Genomic DNA, 18,430 nt, shown 5'->3' with positions numbered 1-18,430 from the left:
TCACCCCCTTTCTACATGTCATTGGCCTATAAAATTGTACAATTCAAACAGTGGCATAATTATTGACACAACTATAAATCCTACAACTATTGCCAGCATAACAATTATTAAAGGCTCTAACAGAGTAGTCATTTGTGACACAGCTGTATCCACTTCTCCATCATAAAAATCCGCAGCCTTATTCAAGATACTGTCTAATGAACCTGAACTTTCACCAACACTTATCATTTGGATTACCATTGGTGGGAAAATACCCATTTTTTTCAAAGGTTCCGAAAGAGGTAAGCCTTTTTTTATATCTTCTTGCGCTTTTCTCAATCCTTCTGAAACTATCGTATTCCCTACAACTTTTTCTACTACTTCCATTGCCGCAATCAAGGGTATTCCTGCACTTATTAATGTACCTAAAGTTCTTGTAAATCTTGATGTTAAAATTTTTCTGTTCAATTGCCCAAAAATTGGCATGTTTAAAAGCATTCTGTCGTAAATTCGCCTTCCTTGGGGTGTTTTTAAAAAACTCGAAACCGAATAAAAAATCAGCAAAATTCCTCCTATGTGAAAGTACCAATAGTGAGATATAGAACTGCTTATAGCAATTAGTATTCGAGTGGGAAGAGGCAACTGGACTCCAGCATTTTTGAACAAATCTACAAAAATAGGTAAAACATTTGTCAAAAGAAAAATAACAACTAATACTGCAACAAAAGATACAATCACAGGGTAAGTCAAAGCAGATTTCACTTTTTGATTTAATTCATTCTCTTTCTCATAGTGGTCTGCCATTTCATTCATAACTTTATCCAAAGTTCCACTTACTTCCCCTACTTCTACCATATTGTACAAAAGCACAGGAAAAACATCTCCCTGTTTTTTCATCGCATCAGATAGAGACTTTCCTTTTTGAACTTCTTCATAGACTTCTCTCAATGCATTTTTTAATCTTTTATTCTCCACCTGTTCTTTCATAGTAGCCAAAGCAGTCACTATAGGAATGCCTGCATTTATCAAGGTAGCAAACTGTCTACAAAAAACAGCAATATCCTTTATCTTTACCCTTTTAAAAGACCCAAAATCTAATATGTCCTGTTTTACAATTTCTTCTTTTATATCAATTATATAATAATTTTTTTGCTTTAAAACGTCAATGCACTGAGATTTAGAATCAACCTCTAAAGTTCCCACAATAAGATTTCCTGCCATATCCCTCGCCCTGTAAGCGTATAACGGCATATAACCACCTCTATATCATGCGAGAAAAATTCTCTTTGTCTACGCAATAGGTCAAAGCATCCTCTAATGATATAACTCCTGTTTTTAACAAGTGTAAAATAGACATATCCATTGTCATCATGCCAAACTTGCTGCCTGTTTGAACTACCGATTGTATCTGAAAAGTTTTACCTTCTCTTATAAGATTTCTTATAGCAGGAGTAGCAATCATAACTTCTGTTGCAACTACTCTACCGCTGTTATCTTTTTTGGGAATAAGTTGCTGCGAAATAATGCCTTCCAACACATTAGAAAGCTGTATCTTTATCTGTTGCTGCTGGTGAGGTGGGAAAACATCGATAATCCTGTCAATAGTCTTAACGGCTCCTATTGTGTGAAGAGTCGACAAAACCAAGTGTCCTGTCTCAGCAGCAGTTATGGCAATTTGAATGGTTTCTAAATCCCTCATTTCTCCAACTAGTATAACATCTGGATCTTCTCTTAAGGCAGCTCTTAAAGCAGAAGCGAAAGATACCGCATCATGACCAATTTCCCTTTGATTTACTATGCTTTTGTTGTGTTTATGTAAATATTCTATAGGATCTTCAAGGGTAAGAATATGGCAAGTCCTTTTAGAATTTATCCAATCTACCATTGAAGCTAACGTGGTAGATTTGCCGCTGCCAGTAGGTCCTGTCACCAGTATAAGCCCTCTTGTCTTTAAAGCCAAGTCCTTAAGAATTGTAGGAAGCCCCAATTCTTCTATGGAAGGAATCTGCAAAGCTACTGACCTTATTGCAAGGCTATAGCTTCCCCTCTGTTTGTATACATTTATTCTAAACCTTCCTAATCCTGCAGCTGAATAAGACAAGTCAATATCTCCATTTTGCTCTAGTTTTTGCAATTGATCACTTGTCAATAAATCTTTAACTATTTCTTCTGTTTGCTCAGGAGTAAAAGGTTCATCTTCTACTTTTTCTAAATAGCCATTAATTCTAAGAACCGGAGGTACTCCCACCGTTATATGTAAATCAGAAGCTTTTTTTTCAACTACTAATTTTAACAGTTCTTTTGTATCCATATGCCTCAGCCCTCATAAGTTAGTCTTAACATTTCATCAATTGTGGTTTTTCCTTCTAATACAAATTTTTTGGCGCTTTCTCTTAAAGTTTTCATTCCATTTTTCACCGCTTGTTCTTTAATTACATCAGAAGAAGCTTTAGCGTTTATAAGTTCTCTGATGTTAGAAGTAACAGTCAGTATCTCATATATGGGAATTCTTCCTCTATACCCTGTCTTATTGCAAACAGGACATCCCCTTCCTCTGTATAAAGTAAAGTCTTTCTTTTCCTCTACTCCCAATATTTTTTTCTCGCTCTCTGAAGCTTTATAAGAAATTTTACAATTATCGCATATCTTTCTCGCTAGTCTTTGGGCTATAACTCCAACCACAGCAGAAGAAACAAGATAAGGTTCTATACCCATATCAATAAGCCTTGTCATTGCTCCTGCTGCATCATTTGTGTGCAAAGTAGAAAGAACCAAATGCCCCGTTATCGCAGAACGAATAGCTATCTCTGCAGTCTCTGTATCCCTAATTTCTCCAATCATTATTACGTCTGGATCTTGTCTTAAAATAGACCGAAGAGCAGTAGCAAAAGTAAGACCTGCTTTTTCATTAACCTGCACCTGATTTATTCCTTCTATAGAATACTCCACAGGGTCTTCCACAGTTATTATATTTACATTAGGTTTGTTGAGTTCTTTTAACATGGCATACAAAGTAGTGGTTTTGCCACTACCTGTAGGTCCAGTTAAAAGCACAATACCATAAGGTCTTTTTATTAGTTTATCAAAAAGCACTAAATCCTCTTTATCAAAACCTAACTGTTCCTTTGTCATCACGAAATTTTCTTTATCCAAAAGCCTTAAAACCAATTTTTCGCCAAAAACAGTAGGCAAAGATGAAACCCTTACATCTATATTTTTTTCGTTTGAAACAAACTCAAATCTTCCATCCTGTGGAAGTCTTCTTTCTGCAATATTCATGTTTGCCATTATTTTTACCCTCGTCACAACAGGTGCATGAGTGCTTTTTATAGTTCTCATAGCTTCTGTCAATTGACCATCTATCCTAAATCGAATCCGCAGATCTTTTTCTGTAGGTTCAAAGTGAATATCTGAAGCTCTATTTTTTATTGCCTGTTCAATTATAGAATTTACAAAGCGGACAGCAGGCGCGTTTTGCACTTCCTCAAGTATTTCACTTGGTAGCTCATTTGAAGCTTCACTTTGGAATTCCTTTTTAAAATCCTGTACTGCTTTCTCTGCCTGTTCTTTCCCGTATATTCTATCGATAGCTTTTAGAATGCTACTTTCAGAAGCAATTAACGGTTTTACATTTTGCTTTGTAATAATTTTCACATCGTCAATAGCAAAAATATTTAGAGGGTCTGCCATTGCTACCAATATACCATCTTTATCTTTTTTTATAGGAATAATAGTATGTCTTTTAGCAACAGCTTCGGGAATTAATTTTGCCACCTCTGGGTCAATATAATATTTGTGCAAATCAACATGGGGAATACCCAATTGAAACTCCAAAGCTTCTAGTATTTGGCTTTCTGTAACATACCCCGATTTAATAAGAACTTTTCCTAATTTTTCTCCTGTTTTACTCTGAACTTCTATTGCGTGTTTCAGTTGTTCTTCTGTTATAAGCCCTGCTTCAACTAAAAGTTCTCCCAGCTTTTTCCTGACCATAAAATATACCTCCAAAAATAATAAAGCCGACATAAAGCCGGTTGCACCATTCAATCCATGAGGCGTAAAGTGCCCCCCTATAGCCTCACTTCATCTCTCTATAAAATATTCTACAAATTATTCGTAATTCCTTCTTTTAAACGCCTGTATACTAAATTTTTGTCGAAAAATCCCCCCGTCCATAATTTAAAAGAATAATTAGCCTGATTTACCAACATAGAAAGTCCATTAGAATACTTTATTCCATTTCTTTTAGCATATTTTAAAAAAACAGTTTCAAAAGGATTATATATAACATCATAGACAAATTTAGCCCGTGAAACCACTTTTTCGCAAACAGGTGAATCTTCAACATTAGGATACATTCCTACACTTGTAGTGTTAACAAGTATGTCCATTTCAGGTATTTTCTCTACTTCATTTATACTGCAGTAATTACACGAAACCTTAAATTCCCTTTTAATATATTCTGACAATTCTTTTGCCTTTTCAACATTTCTATTGGCAATTACTATTTCATTTATTTTTTCTAAAGCTAGGGCAACACAAACTGCTTTAGACGCTCCTCCAGCTCCTAACACAACAGCTTTTTTACCTTTAATTTTTTCTCCTACTTCTGTCAATGAATCTATAAAACCGTAAACGTCCGTATTATATCCTTTTAATATTCCTTCTTCATTGACTAAAGTATTGACTGCGCCAATTTTAAGTGCTTCTTCTGAAACCACATCTAAGTATTTAATTATTTTTTCTTTATGAGGAATAGTCACATTAACCCCTTTTATTCCCAAAGCTTTTATTCCTTTTACTGCATCTTCAAGCTTTTCTGGAAAAACATCAAAAACAGTGTAGACATAATTTAAATTTAAAGATTTAAAAGCGTAGTTATGTATTAAAGGTGATAAACTATGTTCCACAGGATGACCTATAAGACCAAACAATTTAGTCTTTGAATTAATTTCCATATCTTTCAACCCTTTTAAGTACATGTTGTTCTGCTTTTCTCATCAGTTTAGTCCATCCTAATTCGTCTTTTGATAAAGGCTTAACCAAAATAGTATATAAGCCCGCTCTTTTTCCTCCAAGAATATCTGTAAATATTTGGTCCCCTATTAAAGCAGTCTCATTAGGCTTAGCATCTAAAATCTTTAAAGCCTTTTTAAAAGCTCCTTTTCTCGGTTTAATAGCCCAAGCTATTCCAGGTACACCAACCTTTTCTTTAAATTCATTCACTCTTCTTTTAGTGTTATTTGAAATGAGGCAAATTTTAAACCCCTCTTTTTTTACTTTTTCAAGCCATTCAATAGTCATTTTGTCGGGAAATTTTGATTTTTGAGGTACTAAAGTGTTGTCAATATCTAAGACAAGACTGGTAATTCTTTTTTCTTTTAAAAAGTCTAAATTGATATCATAGATATTTTCCACGATAATATCAGGAATTAACTTTTTATACATATCTTCACCTCATTTAGTTAAAATTATATAATAAAAAAAAATAAACTGTCAATACAAACAGTTTTACATAGTAAGCTCTTTAAAAAGCTTATTTAAAGCCCTTTTCTCAATCCTTGAAACATATGACCGAGATATACCCAGCATCTTTGCTATTTCTCTTTGTGTTCTCACTTTACCATTATATAACCCGTACCTCATTTCTATAATTAACTTTTCTCTATTTTTTAAAACGTTGTTCATTTTGTTGTATAACTTTTTAATTTGAATTTTTTTCTCTACCTGTTCGGATATTTCATTTTCTTCTGTGCCGAGGACATCCATTAAAGATATTTCATTGCCTTCTTTATCAACACCAATAGGATCCTGTAAAAAAACCTCTCCTTTCATCTTTTTTTCCGCACGTATAGACATAAGTATTTCATTTTCTATACATCTGGCTGCATATGTGGCAAGATGTGTACCTTTAGAGGAATCAAAAGTAGAAATTGCTTTTATAAGCCCTATTGTCCCAATAGATATTAAATCATCTATATCTTTACCTGTTCCACTGTACTTTTTAACAACATGAGCTACTAACCTCAAGTTTCTTTCTATCAAAATATTTCTAGCTTCCTCGTCTCCGTTTTTATAAGCTTCTAGATATTTCTTTTCTTCTTCTGGAGTAAGTGGATTGGGAAAAGAGTTGGTGTTTGTCAAGTAGCCAAGATTTAAGATTTCCTTTACAATTGAAGCCAAAATTGCAACAACAACTTCCCACATCGCTGCCACCCCTTTTTTTAACATTACACATCTATTATATGTGTTTTATTTAAAATGGTGCACGTACATCAATATTTCATTATTTCCTCCGCTATTTCTTTAAAAAGAGGGGCAGCTTTAGTTCCTCCAGTATCTCCATTTTTTACAAAAATCGAAATTGCATATTTAGGTTCATCAAAAGGAACAAAACCTGTAAACCAAGCATGGTATATATTTAGTTCTTTACTGACTTCTGCGGAACCTGTCTTACCAGCACTGCCATAAATAGTCTCCGCCCTTTTCCCCGTCCCTTCTGGATCAATAACCACTTGTCTCATCATTTCTTTTAAAATTTTGGCGTTGTTTTTGCTTATCACCCTGTAAGACTTTTTCTGTGATAATTTTTTAATTTCTTTTCCATTTTCATCAACTATTGCAGTTACTAAACGCGGTATATTTCTAACTCCATCATTAGCTATTGTGGCTACAACATCGGCTGCTTGAAGAGGAGTAATTAGCACATCCCCTTGCCCTATTGACAAATTACCTATTCCGGCTCCGTAAGTATCAGATAGTGTAGGTAATTTCCCTATCTGCTCAGGTATTGGCAGGCTGTCATCACTTTCAATTCCAAATTTTCTCGCCATCTCTAAAATATTTTTGGCTCCTGTTATTTGCCCAATTTTTATAAAAGTAGTATTGCAGGAAACTGCAAAGCCCTTTACCATGTTTATTACTCCATGACTCTCTCTTTTGTAATCGTGAAATACTACCCCATTTATATCATACCCGCCACTGCAATAAAAAGTATCTTGCAAATCTACTTTATCATATTCTAATGCTGCAGAAGCTACTACAATTTTAAAAATAGAACCAGGAGGATATTGAGAGACAGCCTTGTTTATAAATTCTTCATTAGAGCTATTTAAATAAGCTTGAATATTATTTTGGTCAAAATTAGGTCTACTTGCCATTGCAAGTATATCACCTGTTTTTATATCTATTACCACTGCAGCTCCATCTACCTTATTCTTGTCAAGAACATCCTCTACTGTTTTTTGTATATGATAATCTAATGTAGTTTTTATCCCCAAAACTTCTTTTTCAGAAGTTTTTAACCTTACTCCCAATCCTTTTATATAATCTGTATTATTCCCATCTGTAAATACTGCAATGCTGTCTTCATTTTTGCTATTTAGAATTCCATCAAAAGTATCTTCTAAACCCATTTTTTTATCTCCTACATATCCTATTACATGCCTTGCTAAAGAATTTTGCGAATACCTTTGTGACAATGCTAACTTAAAAATCCCTGCAGGTAATTTGCCATTTAAATTAACCTTAACCTCGTATTTCACATAATCCTTTTCACTTTGAAGGGTCTCTAACACATTCTCATAATTTACCGCAGCAATTTCACTTATAATTTTTGCCGCTTTTTCTTTGTCAGTCAACATTTTAGGTATAGCAAATATATATTCTTTGTATTCTCTATTTGTAAAAGGAATCATATTTCTGTCGTAAATTTCTCCTCTTTTTTCAGAAATCTTAAAACTTCTAATTTTTTGTTCCACCGCTTTTTGAGAATAAAAATCTCCTTTGATTACTTGTATGTAAAAAAGTCTAAAAATCAAAGTTACCATTAATATTGACAAAGCCATTCTCAAAAAAACAATCCTATAATTTCTTTTTTCCATAAAAACTTTGCTCCTTTCAGGAAAAAGTATTCCCAAAAGGAGCAGATTTTAAGCTAATTTTTAATATTTTTAATTTCTCTTCGCAGAATAAAAAACTCTTCTACAGGATATTTTACTGGAATTTTCACTATCATTTGAGGATGGGGGGCTACTTCAATCTCATTTCCTTCCTCGTCCCACATTTTTTCAATTTGCTGCTCAAACTGTACTTTAGGGCCTATAATTTCAATTTTGTCACCTACAAACATCCTATTCCTTTGCTCTACAACAGCAATTTTACTATCTGGGTCATATCTTTTTACAATCCCTACAAAATCATAAGTCCTTATATATTTTGAAGACTCATAATTTTGAGCCTCATGGCCTGGTTTGCCAAAATAAAACCCTGTAGTAAATCCTCTGTGACTCGCTTTAGAAACCTCTTCGAGAAGTTTTTTGTCAAAAACATAATCTTTTCCTTTTTCAAGGTAATCGTCAATTGCCTTTCTATACGCTCTTGTGACTACAGCTACATAATAGGCACTTTTATTTCTTCCCTCAATTTTAAAGCTTTTAACTCCAGCCTCCACAAGTTCTGGGAGGTACTCTATCATGCATAGGTCTTTAGAATTCAGAATATAGGTTCCTCTTTCATCTTCAAAAATGGGCATATACTCTCCTGGCCTTTTTTCTTCCACAAGATAATATTTCCACCGGCAAGGTTGTGCACACTCTCCTTTATTAGAATCCCTTCCTGTAAGGTAATTGCTTAAAAGGCACCTTCCTGAGTAAGAAATACACATAGCTCCGTGGACAAATGCCTCTAATTCCAAAGTTTTTGGCGTCTTCTCTCTAATCTCTTTTATCTCTTTTAAGGAAAGCTCTCTTGCCAAAATTATTCTTTTCGCACCTAAATTATGCCAAAACAGAGCGCTTTTATAATTCACATTATTTGCTTGTGTACTTATATGAACATCTACTTCAGGTGCTACTTCTTTTACAATAGAAAAAATCCCTAGATCGGAAAGAATAATAGCATCTATGCCAAGGTCAACGACTGATTTAATATATTCAGGTAATCCTTCCAAATCCTCATTGTGGGGAAAGATATTTATAGTAATATAAGCTTTTTTCCCATTCTTCCTCACATACCTTATTGCTTCTTTTATCTCATCAAGTGTCAAACCAACAGAAGCTCTTAAACTATAGTGTTTCCCTCCAAAGTATACTGCATCCGCTCCATAATTTATTGCTATTTTTAATCTTTCCAAATCTCCAACTGGTGCCAAAAGTTCCAGCATAATTATTCCTCCTTAAAACTTACCGCTAATCCATCTCCTAAAGGCAAAATTACCGTGTACAAAGTTTTATCTTGATGCAATATTTCTATAAATTCTCTCATTCTGTAAACAATCGTCCTTCTTTTATGCTTTACATTTTTCTCATTTACAACATATCCTTTGTACAAAATATTGTCCCATAAGATTACGCCCTCTTTGCTTAAAAGTCTTTTTACTTCTTTGTAAAACTCTATATACTGACCTTTCGCTGCATCTACAAATATCAAATCATAGTTTTTAGTCAAATTCGGAAAAACCTGCTGTGCTTCTCCACAAATAAGTTCTATTCTATCTTCTACTTTTGCTTTTTTAAAATTTTCTTTAGCTATCTCAGCCAAATTTATATTTCTTTCAATAGTGACTACTCTAACTTTAGAACAAGCTTTCGCCATTATTATAGTAGAATAGCCAATAGCAGTTCCTATCTCTAATATATTATTAGGCTTTTTTAGCCTCACAATAAAACTTAAAAAATCAGCGACTTCCGGTTTTGCAATTGGAATAAAATTTTCTTTCGCGTATTTTTCTATCTCATTTAAAGGATAACCAAATTTATGAACCGTCTCTCTTATAAATTTTATATCATTTACAGTTAATTCCATAACTCAACCCTTTCATTTAACATTATTATTTTCACTTGCTTCAATTTCTCTTTGGGCTTTTAAATGGTCTTCATAAGTTACACTGAAAATATGAGACCCATCTTTTTTTGCAACATAATAGTAAAAGTCATGCTCAGCTGGAAAAAGAGCTGCTTTAATAGATTTAAGTCCAGGATTGCAAATAGGACCTATAGGAAGTCCATAATGTTGGTAGGTATTGTAAGGGGAATCTACTTCTAAATCCTTGTACAAAAGCTTATCTTTGTGTTTTCCTAACGCATACTGCACAGTTGCATCTATTTGTAGTTTCATATGTTTTTCCAAACGGTTATATATAACACCTGCAATTAAAGGCCTGTCCTTATCTACCACAGCCTCTTTTTCTATCATAGAAGCTATTATTACAATCTGATCGGGAGTCATTCCTATATTTTTTGCAATATCTTTTATATTACTATTATAAACCTCTTGAAATCTTTTAAGCATGATATTTATTATTTCTTTTTCGTCAGCCTCTATAGGTATTTGATAGGTATCGGGAAAAAGATACCCTTCTAATCTGTTTGGTCTATCTTTAGGCACGTCTTTTAAAAAATCGTAGTTAAAAGTATCATTCTGGGAAATTTCCAAAAATTTATCTTTATTTACAAGACCTAATTGGGATAATTTATTAGCAATATCTTTAACAGTATAACCCTCAGGAATAGTTACTTTTATTGTATCTTTTTGAGCTTTGCCTTCAAATATTTTTTTGATTATGTCATCAGGAGTCATGTTAGGACTTAAAAGGTATTTTCCTGCTTGTAATTTTCCATCAGCACCTAAAACTTTTGCTCGCCATATAAAAAACCACTCATTTTTAATTAAGTTATTCTTTTTTAACACTTTGGCTATTTCAACAGTAGAATATCCTTTTGGAATATTTACAATCTTTAAAGTTGCATCACTTTTGGTAGTTACTGGTTGTAAAAGGCTTTGGTAGTACACAAGAGCAGAGAAAAAGAAAAAAAGTATAACAACTACTACCACAGCAAATTTACTTTTTCTTTTGTATTCGACATTGTTCATTACATTTCTTCTCCTTTGTAGGTTTACCTAAATTATATAATTAATTAAAAATAAAAACAAGTAAGCTTTTCGCTTACCTGTTTTTATAAAGAATACTTATCTTTTAATCTTTTGTATACTGTAATCACTACATACCCAAATACACCTGTTACAATAGCTTCGCTTAAAGCAATATACAAAGCTACAAGATAATAAGGCATTTTTGTAAAATAACTTACCCATATTGAAACAATAAGAGCGTTTAATATTATAGGAGGCAATATAGCTTTGTAAAAAGTTTTAGCCTTTGATGTAAGGTAGGCAGCAGCCAATGTAACTAAACTTCCCCCTAAAATATCAATAAGTCCAAAGGGGCTTCCTATATTAGCTAATAAACATCCTAAAAAAACCCCCCATATCGCTGCCGGTTCTACCATGGGTAATACAACTAATGCTTCAGATATTCTAAATTGAATAGGTCCATAAGAAAAGTTTCCTAAAAGAATAGTCACCACAAAGTAAATAGCTGCAATAGCTCCTGCTTTTACAATGTAACCAGTATCTATCCTTTTCATTTAATTCATCTCCATTGGTTCTGTAATTATTTTTAATATATCATTCATCATTTTGCTAAAAGTGTATTCTAAAGACAAGTAAGAACTTATATCAGGATTAAGGTTCAATATCTCCCACAGCTTTTCTAAAACTTCTTTTTCTTTAGGCTCCACTTTTTCACCTGATAACTCTTTAGCTTGGATTTCTAGTTGCTTTTTTTTAAAATCCTCCAGCATCTTCTTGTTTTGCTCATTTTCATTTATTTTTCGATACGCCTCTTTTAAAGCTTTGTACTCTGGCAACTGTTTTATAGCATTAGCCAGTTCATAAGCTTTATCGTAGACATTCATGTTTTAAGCTCCTCCTGACTAAATTTCCATTATGATTGGTAATATCATAGGATTTCTCTTCGTTTTTTCATATAAAAAACTACTTAAATTGTCTTTTATCATCGATTTGATAGTAGCCCATTCACTAATTTCCTCTTTTTCACACTTTGACAATACATCTCTTACAATATTTTTGGAATCCTCCATTAAATCTTCAGATTCTCTTACATATACAAATCCTCTGGAAATTATGTCGGGCCCCGCTATAATTCCTCCCGTTTCTTTAGAAATAGTAACCACTACTACTAACAAGCCATCTTGAGCTAAATGTTTTCTATCTCTTAAAACAATATTACCTACATCCCCAACCCCCAAGCCATCTACTAACACTTTCCCTGCTGTAACTGTACCTGCAATTCTTCCGGAATTTCTGGTAAACTCTAATACTGTCCCATTATCTACTACAAAAATATTTTGAGGAGGCATTCCTAAAGATTCTGCAAGCTTAGCATGTTGAACTAAATGTCTGTATTCCCCGTGAACAGGGATAAAAAATTTGGGTTTTATTAATGTGTGAAGTAGTTTAATCTCTTCTTGACAAGCATGCCCCGATACGTGTATATCTGCCAATGTTTCATAAATTACATCAGCCCCTTTTTTAAATAATTGGTTGATAACGCGAGAAATAAGTTTCTCATTCCCTGGAATAGCAGAAGCAGAAATAATCACTGTATCTCCTGGTACAATCTCTAGTTTTTTATGTTCAGAAGAAGCCATTCTGGTAAGAGCTGACATAGGTTCACCTTGGCTGCCTGTCGTTATAATGACAACTTTATCATATGGTAATTTATTGGCTTCATCAATATCAACTAAAAGGCCATCAGGAACTATTAAATACCCTAATTCCATCGCTACATTGACTACATTTAACATGCTTCTGCCTGAAATAGCAACCTTTCTTCCGTACTTGTGAGCAGAATTTATAATCTGCTGCACTCTGTGGATATTAGAAGCAAAAGTCGCCACTATAATTCGCCGTTCTGCTTTTCTAAAAAGATTATCAAAAGTCTCTCCTACTGTCCTTTCTGACATGGTATAGCCCGGTCTTTCAATATTAGTACTATCGCATAACATCACAAGTACCCCTTTTTCCCCCAACTGGGCAAAGCGGTGTAAGTCTGGTACTTCTCCTCCTATAGGGGTAAAGTCTATTTTGAAATCACCTGAGTGGAAAACCGTCCCAACAGCAGTATGAATAGCTAAAGCCGCAGAATCTGCAATGCTATGAGAAGTCCTTATAAACTCAACTTTAAACTGGCCAATTTCGATGATCTCTCTTGGCTTTACAGTTATTAATTTACTATCTTTTAAAAGGCCCTGCTCCTTTAACTTATATTCTACCAAACCTATAGTCAAACGGGTTCCATACACTGGAACATTAAGTTGTTTTAAGACATAGGGAAGTGCCCCAATATGGTCCTCGTGACCATGAGTTAATATAATTGCTTTCACTTTTTCTCTATTTTTCAATAAATAAGTAATGTCGGGAATGACAAGGTCTATTCCCAACATTTCATCATCTGGAAAAGCAAGGCCACAATCCACAACTATAATGTCATTCCCGAATTCAAAAACCGTCATGTTTTTGCCGATCTCATTCAATCCGCCCAACGGTATTATTTTGAGTTTTGCCTTGTGTGCCAAATACTTATCTCCTTTCATTAGATATTTTTAGCTTTTATTTTACCAGAAACAACAAAAACACTTACCCGTACCTTACCCTGGTTAATATAAATTATACTTTATTTAAAAAAATACTTCAACCCTGAGAAGGTAAATTGTCCGTTCAACAATTTGTAGGCTTACGGACCAAATTAGCCTTCGGCATTGAACCCCAGCTCCTAAAGTTAACTATAACTTTTCCTGCATTTGCTACAATAACCAAAGAATTTAACGTTGTGGTCTATTATTTCAAAATCTTTAGTTTCTTCTATAGCCTTTTCCAACTCCTCCAAAAGGTCTCCTTCCATTTCTATAACTGCTCCACATTTTAAACAAATCAAATGATGATGCTGATGGTTTTCATTATGATTAAGCTCGTATCGATTTCGACCATCGTCAAAATTTAATTTATAAACAATATCTAATTCTTCAAATACCTGAAGAGTCCTATAAACAGTGGCAAGACCTATTTCAGGATATTTTAACCTTACCAAGTCATATATTTCCTCAGAGGAAAGATGTTTATCCCGATTTTCCAAAATCACATCCAATATAGCGCGCCTTTGAGTTGTCAACTTATATCCCTTATCTTTTAATCTTTCTTTGAATTTTTCAATTTCATTCATCTATATCACCGCCAAATAACATAACTAATATTAGTTTATGATATTCATTTTCAATTGTCAAACACTTTTTTTGATTTTTTAGCAAAATCGAATTTTCATAGTAGATAAAGATATTTCAATTGAGAATCTAGTTTGCTTTTTACACCCAATTTGGGGAATATATAAAATTAAGATATACCAAAACGGTATATCTTAATCTAATTTCACTCTAATTTATTTTACTCTTCCTCATCAAACCCATCATCATAATACTCTTCATATTCTTCCATCAGCTCATTGTATGCTTCGACAGCATCATTGAACTCATCATCGTCTTCAATTCCTACAAAGATATCATTGCCATTTTCATCTTGTTCCACTCTCAAAATATAAGCATCTTCCCCATCGCTATCCACAGGGACTACCACAGCATACCTGGTGTCGTCAAGGTCAAATGATGCTATAAGTTCGAAGTCTACTTCATGGCCATGTTCGTCGATTAACTGAATGATTTCTGGCTCCATACTATTTCACCTCAATTCTACTTCAAGATAATGTAATTGTATAACATACCAAATAAACTGTCAAGTTTTTAATAAAAATTTATTTATTTTTTTGTGAATCTAAGTAGTTCTGAAGTATAAGAATTGCAGCCAGCTTATCAATTACTTCTTTTCTCTTTGCCCTACTTATATCAGCTTTTTCTATTAAAACCCTCTCCGCTTCTACTGTAGTAAGCCTTTCATCCCACAATATTATTGGTATACTAAAAGCTTTCTTCAAGTGTTCAACAAATCTTACAACTTTTTGTCCTTGTGGTCCCAAAGTACCATTCATGTTCTTAGGTAACCCTACAATTATCATTCCTACTTCATATTCATTTATTATTTGTTTTATTCTCTCAAAATCTTTTTTGTTACTACTTCTTTTAATAGTAGTAAGTCCCTGTGCAATTGTCCCTGATAAGTCACTTATGGCTATCCCGATTGTTTTATCACCTACATCTAGTCCCATAATCCTCAAAAAAATCTCTCCATTCTAAAATTGCCTCACCTTATGTGAGGCAATTCAGTTTGTTGACAAAGTTAAAAAATTATTTAAAAGTAGATATTTTACATCGTTGCTCCGAAGTTCCAAAGCGACAAAGCTAAAGCGCGACTTTCGGATTGCGGCGGGGTACCGGGCACATTCGACGTCCTGTCTCAAGTGCCCGCCTCCGCCCTCCTTGGCTTCGGCCCCGCCTCCATCCTCAGTCTTGCTAAGCTTTGTTAGCGCTTTGTCACAAGTCGCAACTTATGTAAAATATCTACTTTACGAAAGTTTGTCATCAGTCTGAATTGCCTCACCTTATGTGAGGCAATTTTGTTTTTCTTATTTTTGGGAAGATAAATACTCTCTCAAAAGTTCTTCTACTAATTCATCTCTTTCAATTTTTCTTATCAAATTTCTCGCATTTTTATGGCTGGTTATATAAGTAGGATCCCCAGACAAGATGTAACCTACTATTTGATTTATTGGATTATAGCCTTTTTCCGAAAGAGCTTCGTACACTGCTGTCAATACCTCTTTAACAGTTTTTCTATCAGTTGTAACGTGATACCTTAGAGTCTGTTCATTCTTATCTACCATAATATATCACCTCTAGATACATTTAACTACCATCAACTTTATAATAACCTATATTTACTTAAACAGTCAAGTTTTTCTCAATTTTTTAACTGTTCTTTTACAACCTCTATAGCTTTGTCTAATGCTTCTTTCACCTTAGATGGATTTTTACCTGTTCCTTGAGCTATGTCTGGTCTTCCACCGCCATTTCCTTCAGATACTTTACAAGCCTCTTTAATAACAGCCCCCATATTTATCCCTTTTTGAACAACATCTTTAGTAGCCATACCGACAAATATAGCTTTTTCTAGGGTAGAAGATGCCAACACTACTACCGCCGTTTTTAATTTATCTTTCAAAATGTCCCCTAATGCCTTCAAAGCCTCACTATCATAATCTTCAATTTTTGAAACCACTACTCTTATACCGTCTAATGAAATAGCAGAATTAATTAAACTATCAGCCAAAATAGAAGCCATTTTTATTTTTAATTGTTCTATCTCTTTATCTTTTGCTTTTAAAGCTTGTTGCAAGCCCTCTATTTTTGAAACTAACTCTTTATCTTGGGCTTTCAATAAATCAGAAGCCCCTTTTAATATCTCTTCTTTCTCCTCTAAATATTTTATTGCGTAAGGTCCTGTTAAAGCTTCAATTCTTCTCAAACCTGCACCCACTGCACTTTCAGACACAACTTTAAAAAGCCCTATTTCGTTAGTATTTTTAACATGTGTTCCACCACAAAGTTCCACGCTGTAATCGTCAATTCTCACAACCCTTACTTTATCCCCGTATTTTTCCGTAAATAACGCAACAGCCCCTTCTTTCAATGCCTCATCATAAGTTTTTTCTTCAATATACACATTTAAACTTTGGTATATCTTTTCATTAACCCTATTTTCTATTTTCTTTAATTCTTCTTTAGTCACCGCTTGATAATGTGAAAAATCAAATCTTAATCTATCATCAGCCACCAGAGAACCAGCTTGATGAACATGGTCGCCTAATATCTCCTTTAGGGCTTTATGAAGAAGATGAGTTGCAGTGTGATTTCTTGCAGCATTGTTTCGGCTTACCACATCAATTCGAGCTTTTACATCATCTCCTACAGAAATTAAACCTCTTTCAATCGTTCCAATGTGTACAAACTTATCTCCTATTTTTTTACAGTCTTTTACTCTTATCAAAACATTTTCATTCTCTAGAACTCCTTTGTCTCCTATCTGGCCACCACTTTCAGCATAGAAAGGAGTTATATCTAATATGATACTTACATCATCTCCAGCTTCTGCTTCCTCAACAAGTTCTTCCTCCTTTACAATAGCTAAAACTTTTGAATTGCTCCCATAAGTGGTATATCCCACAAATTTTGTTTTAATATCTCCTAAAGTAGAATATATATCTTGCTCCCACAAACTATTATCTTCTTTTCTTCTGCTTCTCGCTCTAATCCTTTGCTTTTCTAGCTCTTTTGTATATCCTTCTTCATCAACAACAATGCCAACCTCTTGCAAAATTTCTTTTGTTAAATCTAATGGAAAACCATAGGTATCGTATAATTTAAAAGCCTTAGAGCCTTCTAAGACAGTTTTTCCTTGGAGTTTTAACTCATTTATATAATCTTGTAAAATTGTAAGTCCTTGGTCAATTGTTTCCTTAAATCTTTCCTCTTCTACTTTGATTATTCGCTTTATATAGTCCTTTCTCTCAATTATTTCAGGATATGCTTCTCCATAATTTTCTACAACTGAATCTACTACTTTGTACAAAAAGGCATCGTTTATCCCCAGCAATTTACCATGTCTTGCCGCTCTTCTTAAAAGTCTTCTCAAAACATAGCCTCTTCCCTCATTAGAAGGCAGAATTCCATCTGATATCATGAAAGTTATCCCTCTTATATGGTCAGTGATAACTCTCAAAGACACATCTTTTTCTGCATCTTTTCCATATTCTACTTCCGCAATTTTAGACACAAAATTAGTAATGCCTCTTATTACGTCTACATCAAATATGCTGTCGACTCCCTGCATTATTGTTGCCATCCTCTCAAGTCCCATGCCTGTATCAATATTTGGATTTGGCAACCTATGATAATTTCCTTGTTCGTCTTTATTAAACTGTGTAAAAACTAAATTCCAGAATTCAATAAACCTATCGCAATCACAGCCAACTCCACAAGTAGGCTTACCGCAGCCTTTTTCTTCACCTCTGTCAAAGTAAATTTCTGAACATGGCCCACAAGGTCCTGTGCCAATCTCCCAGAAATTATCCTCTTTTCCCATCCTCACTATTCTTTCAGAAGGTAACCCAACTATTTTGTTCCAAATCTCAAATGCTTCATCGTCTTCCTCATAAATTGATACCCATAACCTGTCAACTGGCAACTTCAAAATTTCTGTTACAAATTCCCAGGCCCAGGGAATAGCTTCTTTTTTGAAATAATCACCAATGGAAAAGTTTCCTAGCATTTCAAAAAAAGTACCGTGACGTGCTGTTTTACCTACTCTTTCAATGTCAGGTGTCCTTATACATCTTTGGCAAGTAGTAATCCTTTTGCTGGGGGGAACTTCTTTTCCTGTAAAATAAGCTTTTAAAGGAGCCATACCGGAATTAATCAACAATAAGCTTTTATCATTTTTGGGAATTAGAGAAAAACTTGGCAACCTCAAATGTCCTTTGCTTTCAAAAAAGCTTAAATATTTTTCTCTAATTTCATTCATCCCGAGTTTTTCCATAAAAATCCTCCTTCTTGATACAATAAAAACCGTCCCTAATTTGGGGACG

Annotated in this window: 18 protein-coding genes; all 18 read right to left on the bottom strand. The window is 34.0% G+C overall.

The annotated features are described in order from the left end of the window. Nucleotides 1-18 precede the first annotated feature (18 nt). The 18 genes from TMATH_RS05545 to alaS all read right to left on the bottom strand — a co-directional run bounded on the left by TMATH_RS05545 (nucleotide 19) and on the right by alaS (nucleotide 18,381). Nucleotides 19-1,230: a type II secretion system F family protein gene (locus tag TMATH_RS05545; protein WP_013150254.1), complete on the bottom strand. Its 1,212-nt coding sequence runs from the start codon at nucleotides 1,228-1,230 to the stop codon at nucleotides 19-21. Nucleotides 1,231-1,240: 10 nt separating this feature from the next. Then, the gene (locus tag TMATH_RS05540; RefSeq protein WP_012995123.1) at nucleotides 1,241-2,290 is read right to left on the bottom strand and encodes a type IV pilus twitching motility protein PilT; all 1,050 of its coding nucleotides are present in this window, start codon (nucleotides 2,288-2,290) and stop codon (nucleotides 1,241-1,243) included. A gap of 5 nt (nucleotides 2,291-2,295) precedes the next feature. Continuing rightward, nucleotides 2,296-3,972 (bottom strand): type II secretion system ATPase GspE, encoded by a 1,677-nt coding sequence (gene gspE, locus TMATH_RS05535; protein WP_012995122.1) that lies wholly within the window; start codon nucleotides 3,970-3,972, stop codon nucleotides 2,296-2,298. 110 nt (nucleotides 3,973-4,082) lie between these two features. Continuing rightward, complete coding sequence (aroE, locus tag TMATH_RS05530; protein ID WP_012995121.1) at nucleotides 4,083-4,937, bottom strand: shikimate dehydrogenase; 855 nt, start codon at nucleotides 4,935-4,937, stop codon at nucleotides 4,083-4,085. After that, nucleotides 4,927-5,427, bottom strand: a complete 501-nt coding sequence (locus TMATH_RS05525) for a YqeG family HAD IIIA-type phosphatase (RefSeq protein WP_012995120.1) — start codon at nucleotides 5,425-5,427, stop codon at nucleotides 4,927-4,929. The genes aroE and TMATH_RS05525 overlap by 11 nt, the downstream gene beginning before the upstream one ends. A 63-nt stretch (nucleotides 5,428-5,490) precedes the next feature. Next, a complete protein-coding gene (gene sigK / locus TMATH_RS05520) occupies nucleotides 5,491-6,186 on the bottom strand; it encodes an RNA polymerase sporulation sigma factor SigK (RefSeq protein ID WP_013150253.1) in 696 nt (231 codons plus the stop codon). Between the two features lie 68 nt (nucleotides 6,187-6,254). After that, on the bottom strand, nucleotides 6,255-7,862 hold the full coding sequence (locus TMATH_RS05515) for a peptidoglycan D,D-transpeptidase FtsI family protein (RefSeq protein ID WP_013150252.1): 1,608 nt from the start codon (nucleotides 7,860-7,862) through the stop codon (nucleotides 6,255-6,257). Nucleotides 7,863-7,915: 53 nt separating this feature from the next. Further along, a complete protein-coding gene (locus TMATH_RS05510) occupies nucleotides 7,916-9,142 on the bottom strand; it encodes a peptidase U32 family protein (protein ID WP_013150251.1) in 1,227 nt (408 codons plus the stop codon). A gap of 2 nt (nucleotides 9,143-9,144) precedes the next feature. Then, on the bottom strand, nucleotides 9,145-9,783 hold the full coding sequence (locus TMATH_RS05505) for an O-methyltransferase (protein ID WP_013150250.1): 639 nt from the start codon (nucleotides 9,781-9,783) through the stop codon (nucleotides 9,145-9,147). Between the two features lie 12 nt (nucleotides 9,784-9,795). Next, entirely contained in the window at nucleotides 9,796-10,851 is a 1,056-nt protein-coding gene (mltG, locus tag TMATH_RS05500) for an endolytic transglycosylase MltG (RefSeq protein WP_013150249.1), read from the bottom strand. A gap of 83 nt (nucleotides 10,852-10,934) precedes the next feature. After that, a complete protein-coding gene (locus TMATH_RS05495; protein WP_013150248.1) occupies nucleotides 10,935-11,405 on the bottom strand; it encodes a QueT transporter family protein in 471 nt (156 codons plus the stop codon). Beyond that, nucleotides 11,406-11,735: a YlbF family regulator gene (locus tag TMATH_RS05490; protein WP_012995113.1), complete on the bottom strand. Its 330-nt coding sequence runs from the start codon at nucleotides 11,733-11,735 to the stop codon at nucleotides 11,406-11,408. Between the two features lie 18 nt (nucleotides 11,736-11,753). Continuing rightward, entirely contained in the window at nucleotides 11,754-13,418 is a 1,665-nt protein-coding gene (locus TMATH_RS05485) for a ribonuclease J (protein WP_012995112.1), read from the bottom strand. Between the two features lie 203 nt (nucleotides 13,419-13,621). Beyond that, nucleotides 13,622-14,062 (bottom strand): Fur family transcriptional regulator, encoded by a 441-nt coding sequence (locus TMATH_RS05480; protein ID WP_012995111.1) that lies wholly within the window; start codon nucleotides 14,060-14,062, stop codon nucleotides 13,622-13,624. Nucleotides 14,063-14,280: 218 nt separating this feature from the next. Further along, nucleotides 14,281-14,565, bottom strand: coding sequence for a DUF1292 domain-containing protein (locus tag TMATH_RS05475; protein WP_012995110.1), 285 nt, complete (start codon nucleotides 14,563-14,565; stop codon nucleotides 14,281-14,283). A 79-nt stretch (nucleotides 14,566-14,644) separates the two neighbouring features. Next, nucleotides 14,645-15,064 (bottom strand): Holliday junction resolvase RuvX, encoded by a 420-nt coding sequence (ruvX, locus tag TMATH_RS05470; protein WP_013150247.1) that lies wholly within the window; start codon nucleotides 15,062-15,064, stop codon nucleotides 14,645-14,647. A gap of 348 nt (nucleotides 15,065-15,412) precedes the next feature. Then, nucleotides 15,413-15,670 (bottom strand): IreB family regulatory phosphoprotein, encoded by a 258-nt coding sequence (locus tag TMATH_RS05465; RefSeq protein WP_013150246.1) that lies wholly within the window; start codon nucleotides 15,668-15,670, stop codon nucleotides 15,413-15,415. Nucleotides 15,671-15,747: 77 nt separating this feature from the next. Continuing rightward, entirely contained in the window at nucleotides 15,748-18,381 is a 2,634-nt protein-coding gene (gene alaS / locus TMATH_RS05460; RefSeq protein ID WP_013150245.1) for an alanine--tRNA ligase, read from the bottom strand. Nucleotides 18,382-18,430: the final 49 nt, after the last annotated feature.

The organism is Thermoanaerobacter mathranii subsp. mathranii str. A3 (genome assembly GCF_000092965.1).
Taxonomy (GTDB): Bacteria; Bacillota; Thermoanaerobacteria; order Thermoanaerobacterales; family Thermoanaerobacteraceae; genus Thermoanaerobacter; species Thermoanaerobacter thermocopriae.
The sequence above is the reverse complement of the archived record's forward strand: the minus strand, read 5'-3'. Positions and strand labels throughout refer to the sequence as shown.

Bases quoted from the DNA above. Each gene is read 5' to 3' on its own strand.
- TMATH_RS05465 (WP_013150246.1), bottom strand. From the start codon at position 15,670: ATGGTAGATAAGAATGAACAGACTCTAAGGTATCACGTTACAACTGAT.
- TMATH_RS05540 (WP_012995123.1), bottom strand. From the start codon at position 2,290: ATGGATACAAAAGAACTGTTAAAATTAGTAGTTGAAAAAAAAGCTTCT.
- TMATH_RS05510 (WP_013150251.1), bottom strand. From the start codon at position 9,142: ATGCTGGAACTTTTGGCACCAGTTGGAGATTTGGAAAGATTAAAAATA.
- alaS (WP_013150245.1), bottom strand. From the start codon at position 18,381: ATGGAAAAACTCGGGATGAATGAAATTAGAGAAAAATATTTAAGCTTT.
- aroE (WP_012995121.1), bottom strand. From the start codon at position 4,937: ATGGAAATTAATTCAAAGACTAAATTGTTTGGTCTTATAGGTCATCCT.
- TMATH_RS05525 (WP_012995120.1), bottom strand. From the start codon at position 5,427: ATGTATAAAAAGTTAATTCCTGATATTATCGTGGAAAATATCTATGAT.
- gspE (WP_012995122.1), bottom strand. From the start codon at position 3,972: ATGGTCAGGAAAAAGCTGGGAGAACTTTTAGTTGAAGCAGGGCTTATA.
- mltG (WP_013150249.1), bottom strand. From the start codon at position 10,851: ATGAACAATGTCGAATACAAAAGAAAAAGTAAATTTGCTGTGGTAGTA.
- TMATH_RS05480 (WP_012995111.1), bottom strand. From the start codon at position 14,062: ATGAATGAAATTGAAAAATTCAAAGAAAGATTAAAAGATAAGGGATAT.
- TMATH_RS05475 (WP_012995110.1), bottom strand. From the start codon at position 14,565: ATGGAGCCAGAAATCATTCAGTTAATCGACGAACATGGCCATGAAGTA.
- TMATH_RS05495 (WP_013150248.1), bottom strand. From the start codon at position 11,405: ATGAAAAGGATAGATACTGGTTACATTGTAAAAGCAGGAGCTATTGCA.
- sigK (WP_013150253.1), bottom strand. From the start codon at position 6,186: ATGTGGGAAGTTGTTGTTGCAATTTTGGCTTCAATTGTAAAGGAAATC.
- TMATH_RS05505 (WP_013150250.1), bottom strand. From the start codon at position 9,783: ATGGAATTAACTGTAAATGATATAAAATTTATAAGAGAGACGGTTCAT.
- TMATH_RS05545 (WP_013150254.1), bottom strand. From the start codon at position 1,230: ATGCCGTTATACGCTTACAGGGCGAGGGATATGGCAGGAAATCTTATT.
- TMATH_RS05515 (WP_013150252.1), bottom strand. From the start codon at position 7,862: ATGGAAAAAAGAAATTATAGGATTGTTTTTTTGAGAATGGCTTTGTCA.
- TMATH_RS05490 (WP_012995113.1), bottom strand. From the start codon at position 11,735: ATGAATGTCTACGATAAAGCTTATGAACTGGCTAATGCTATAAAACAG.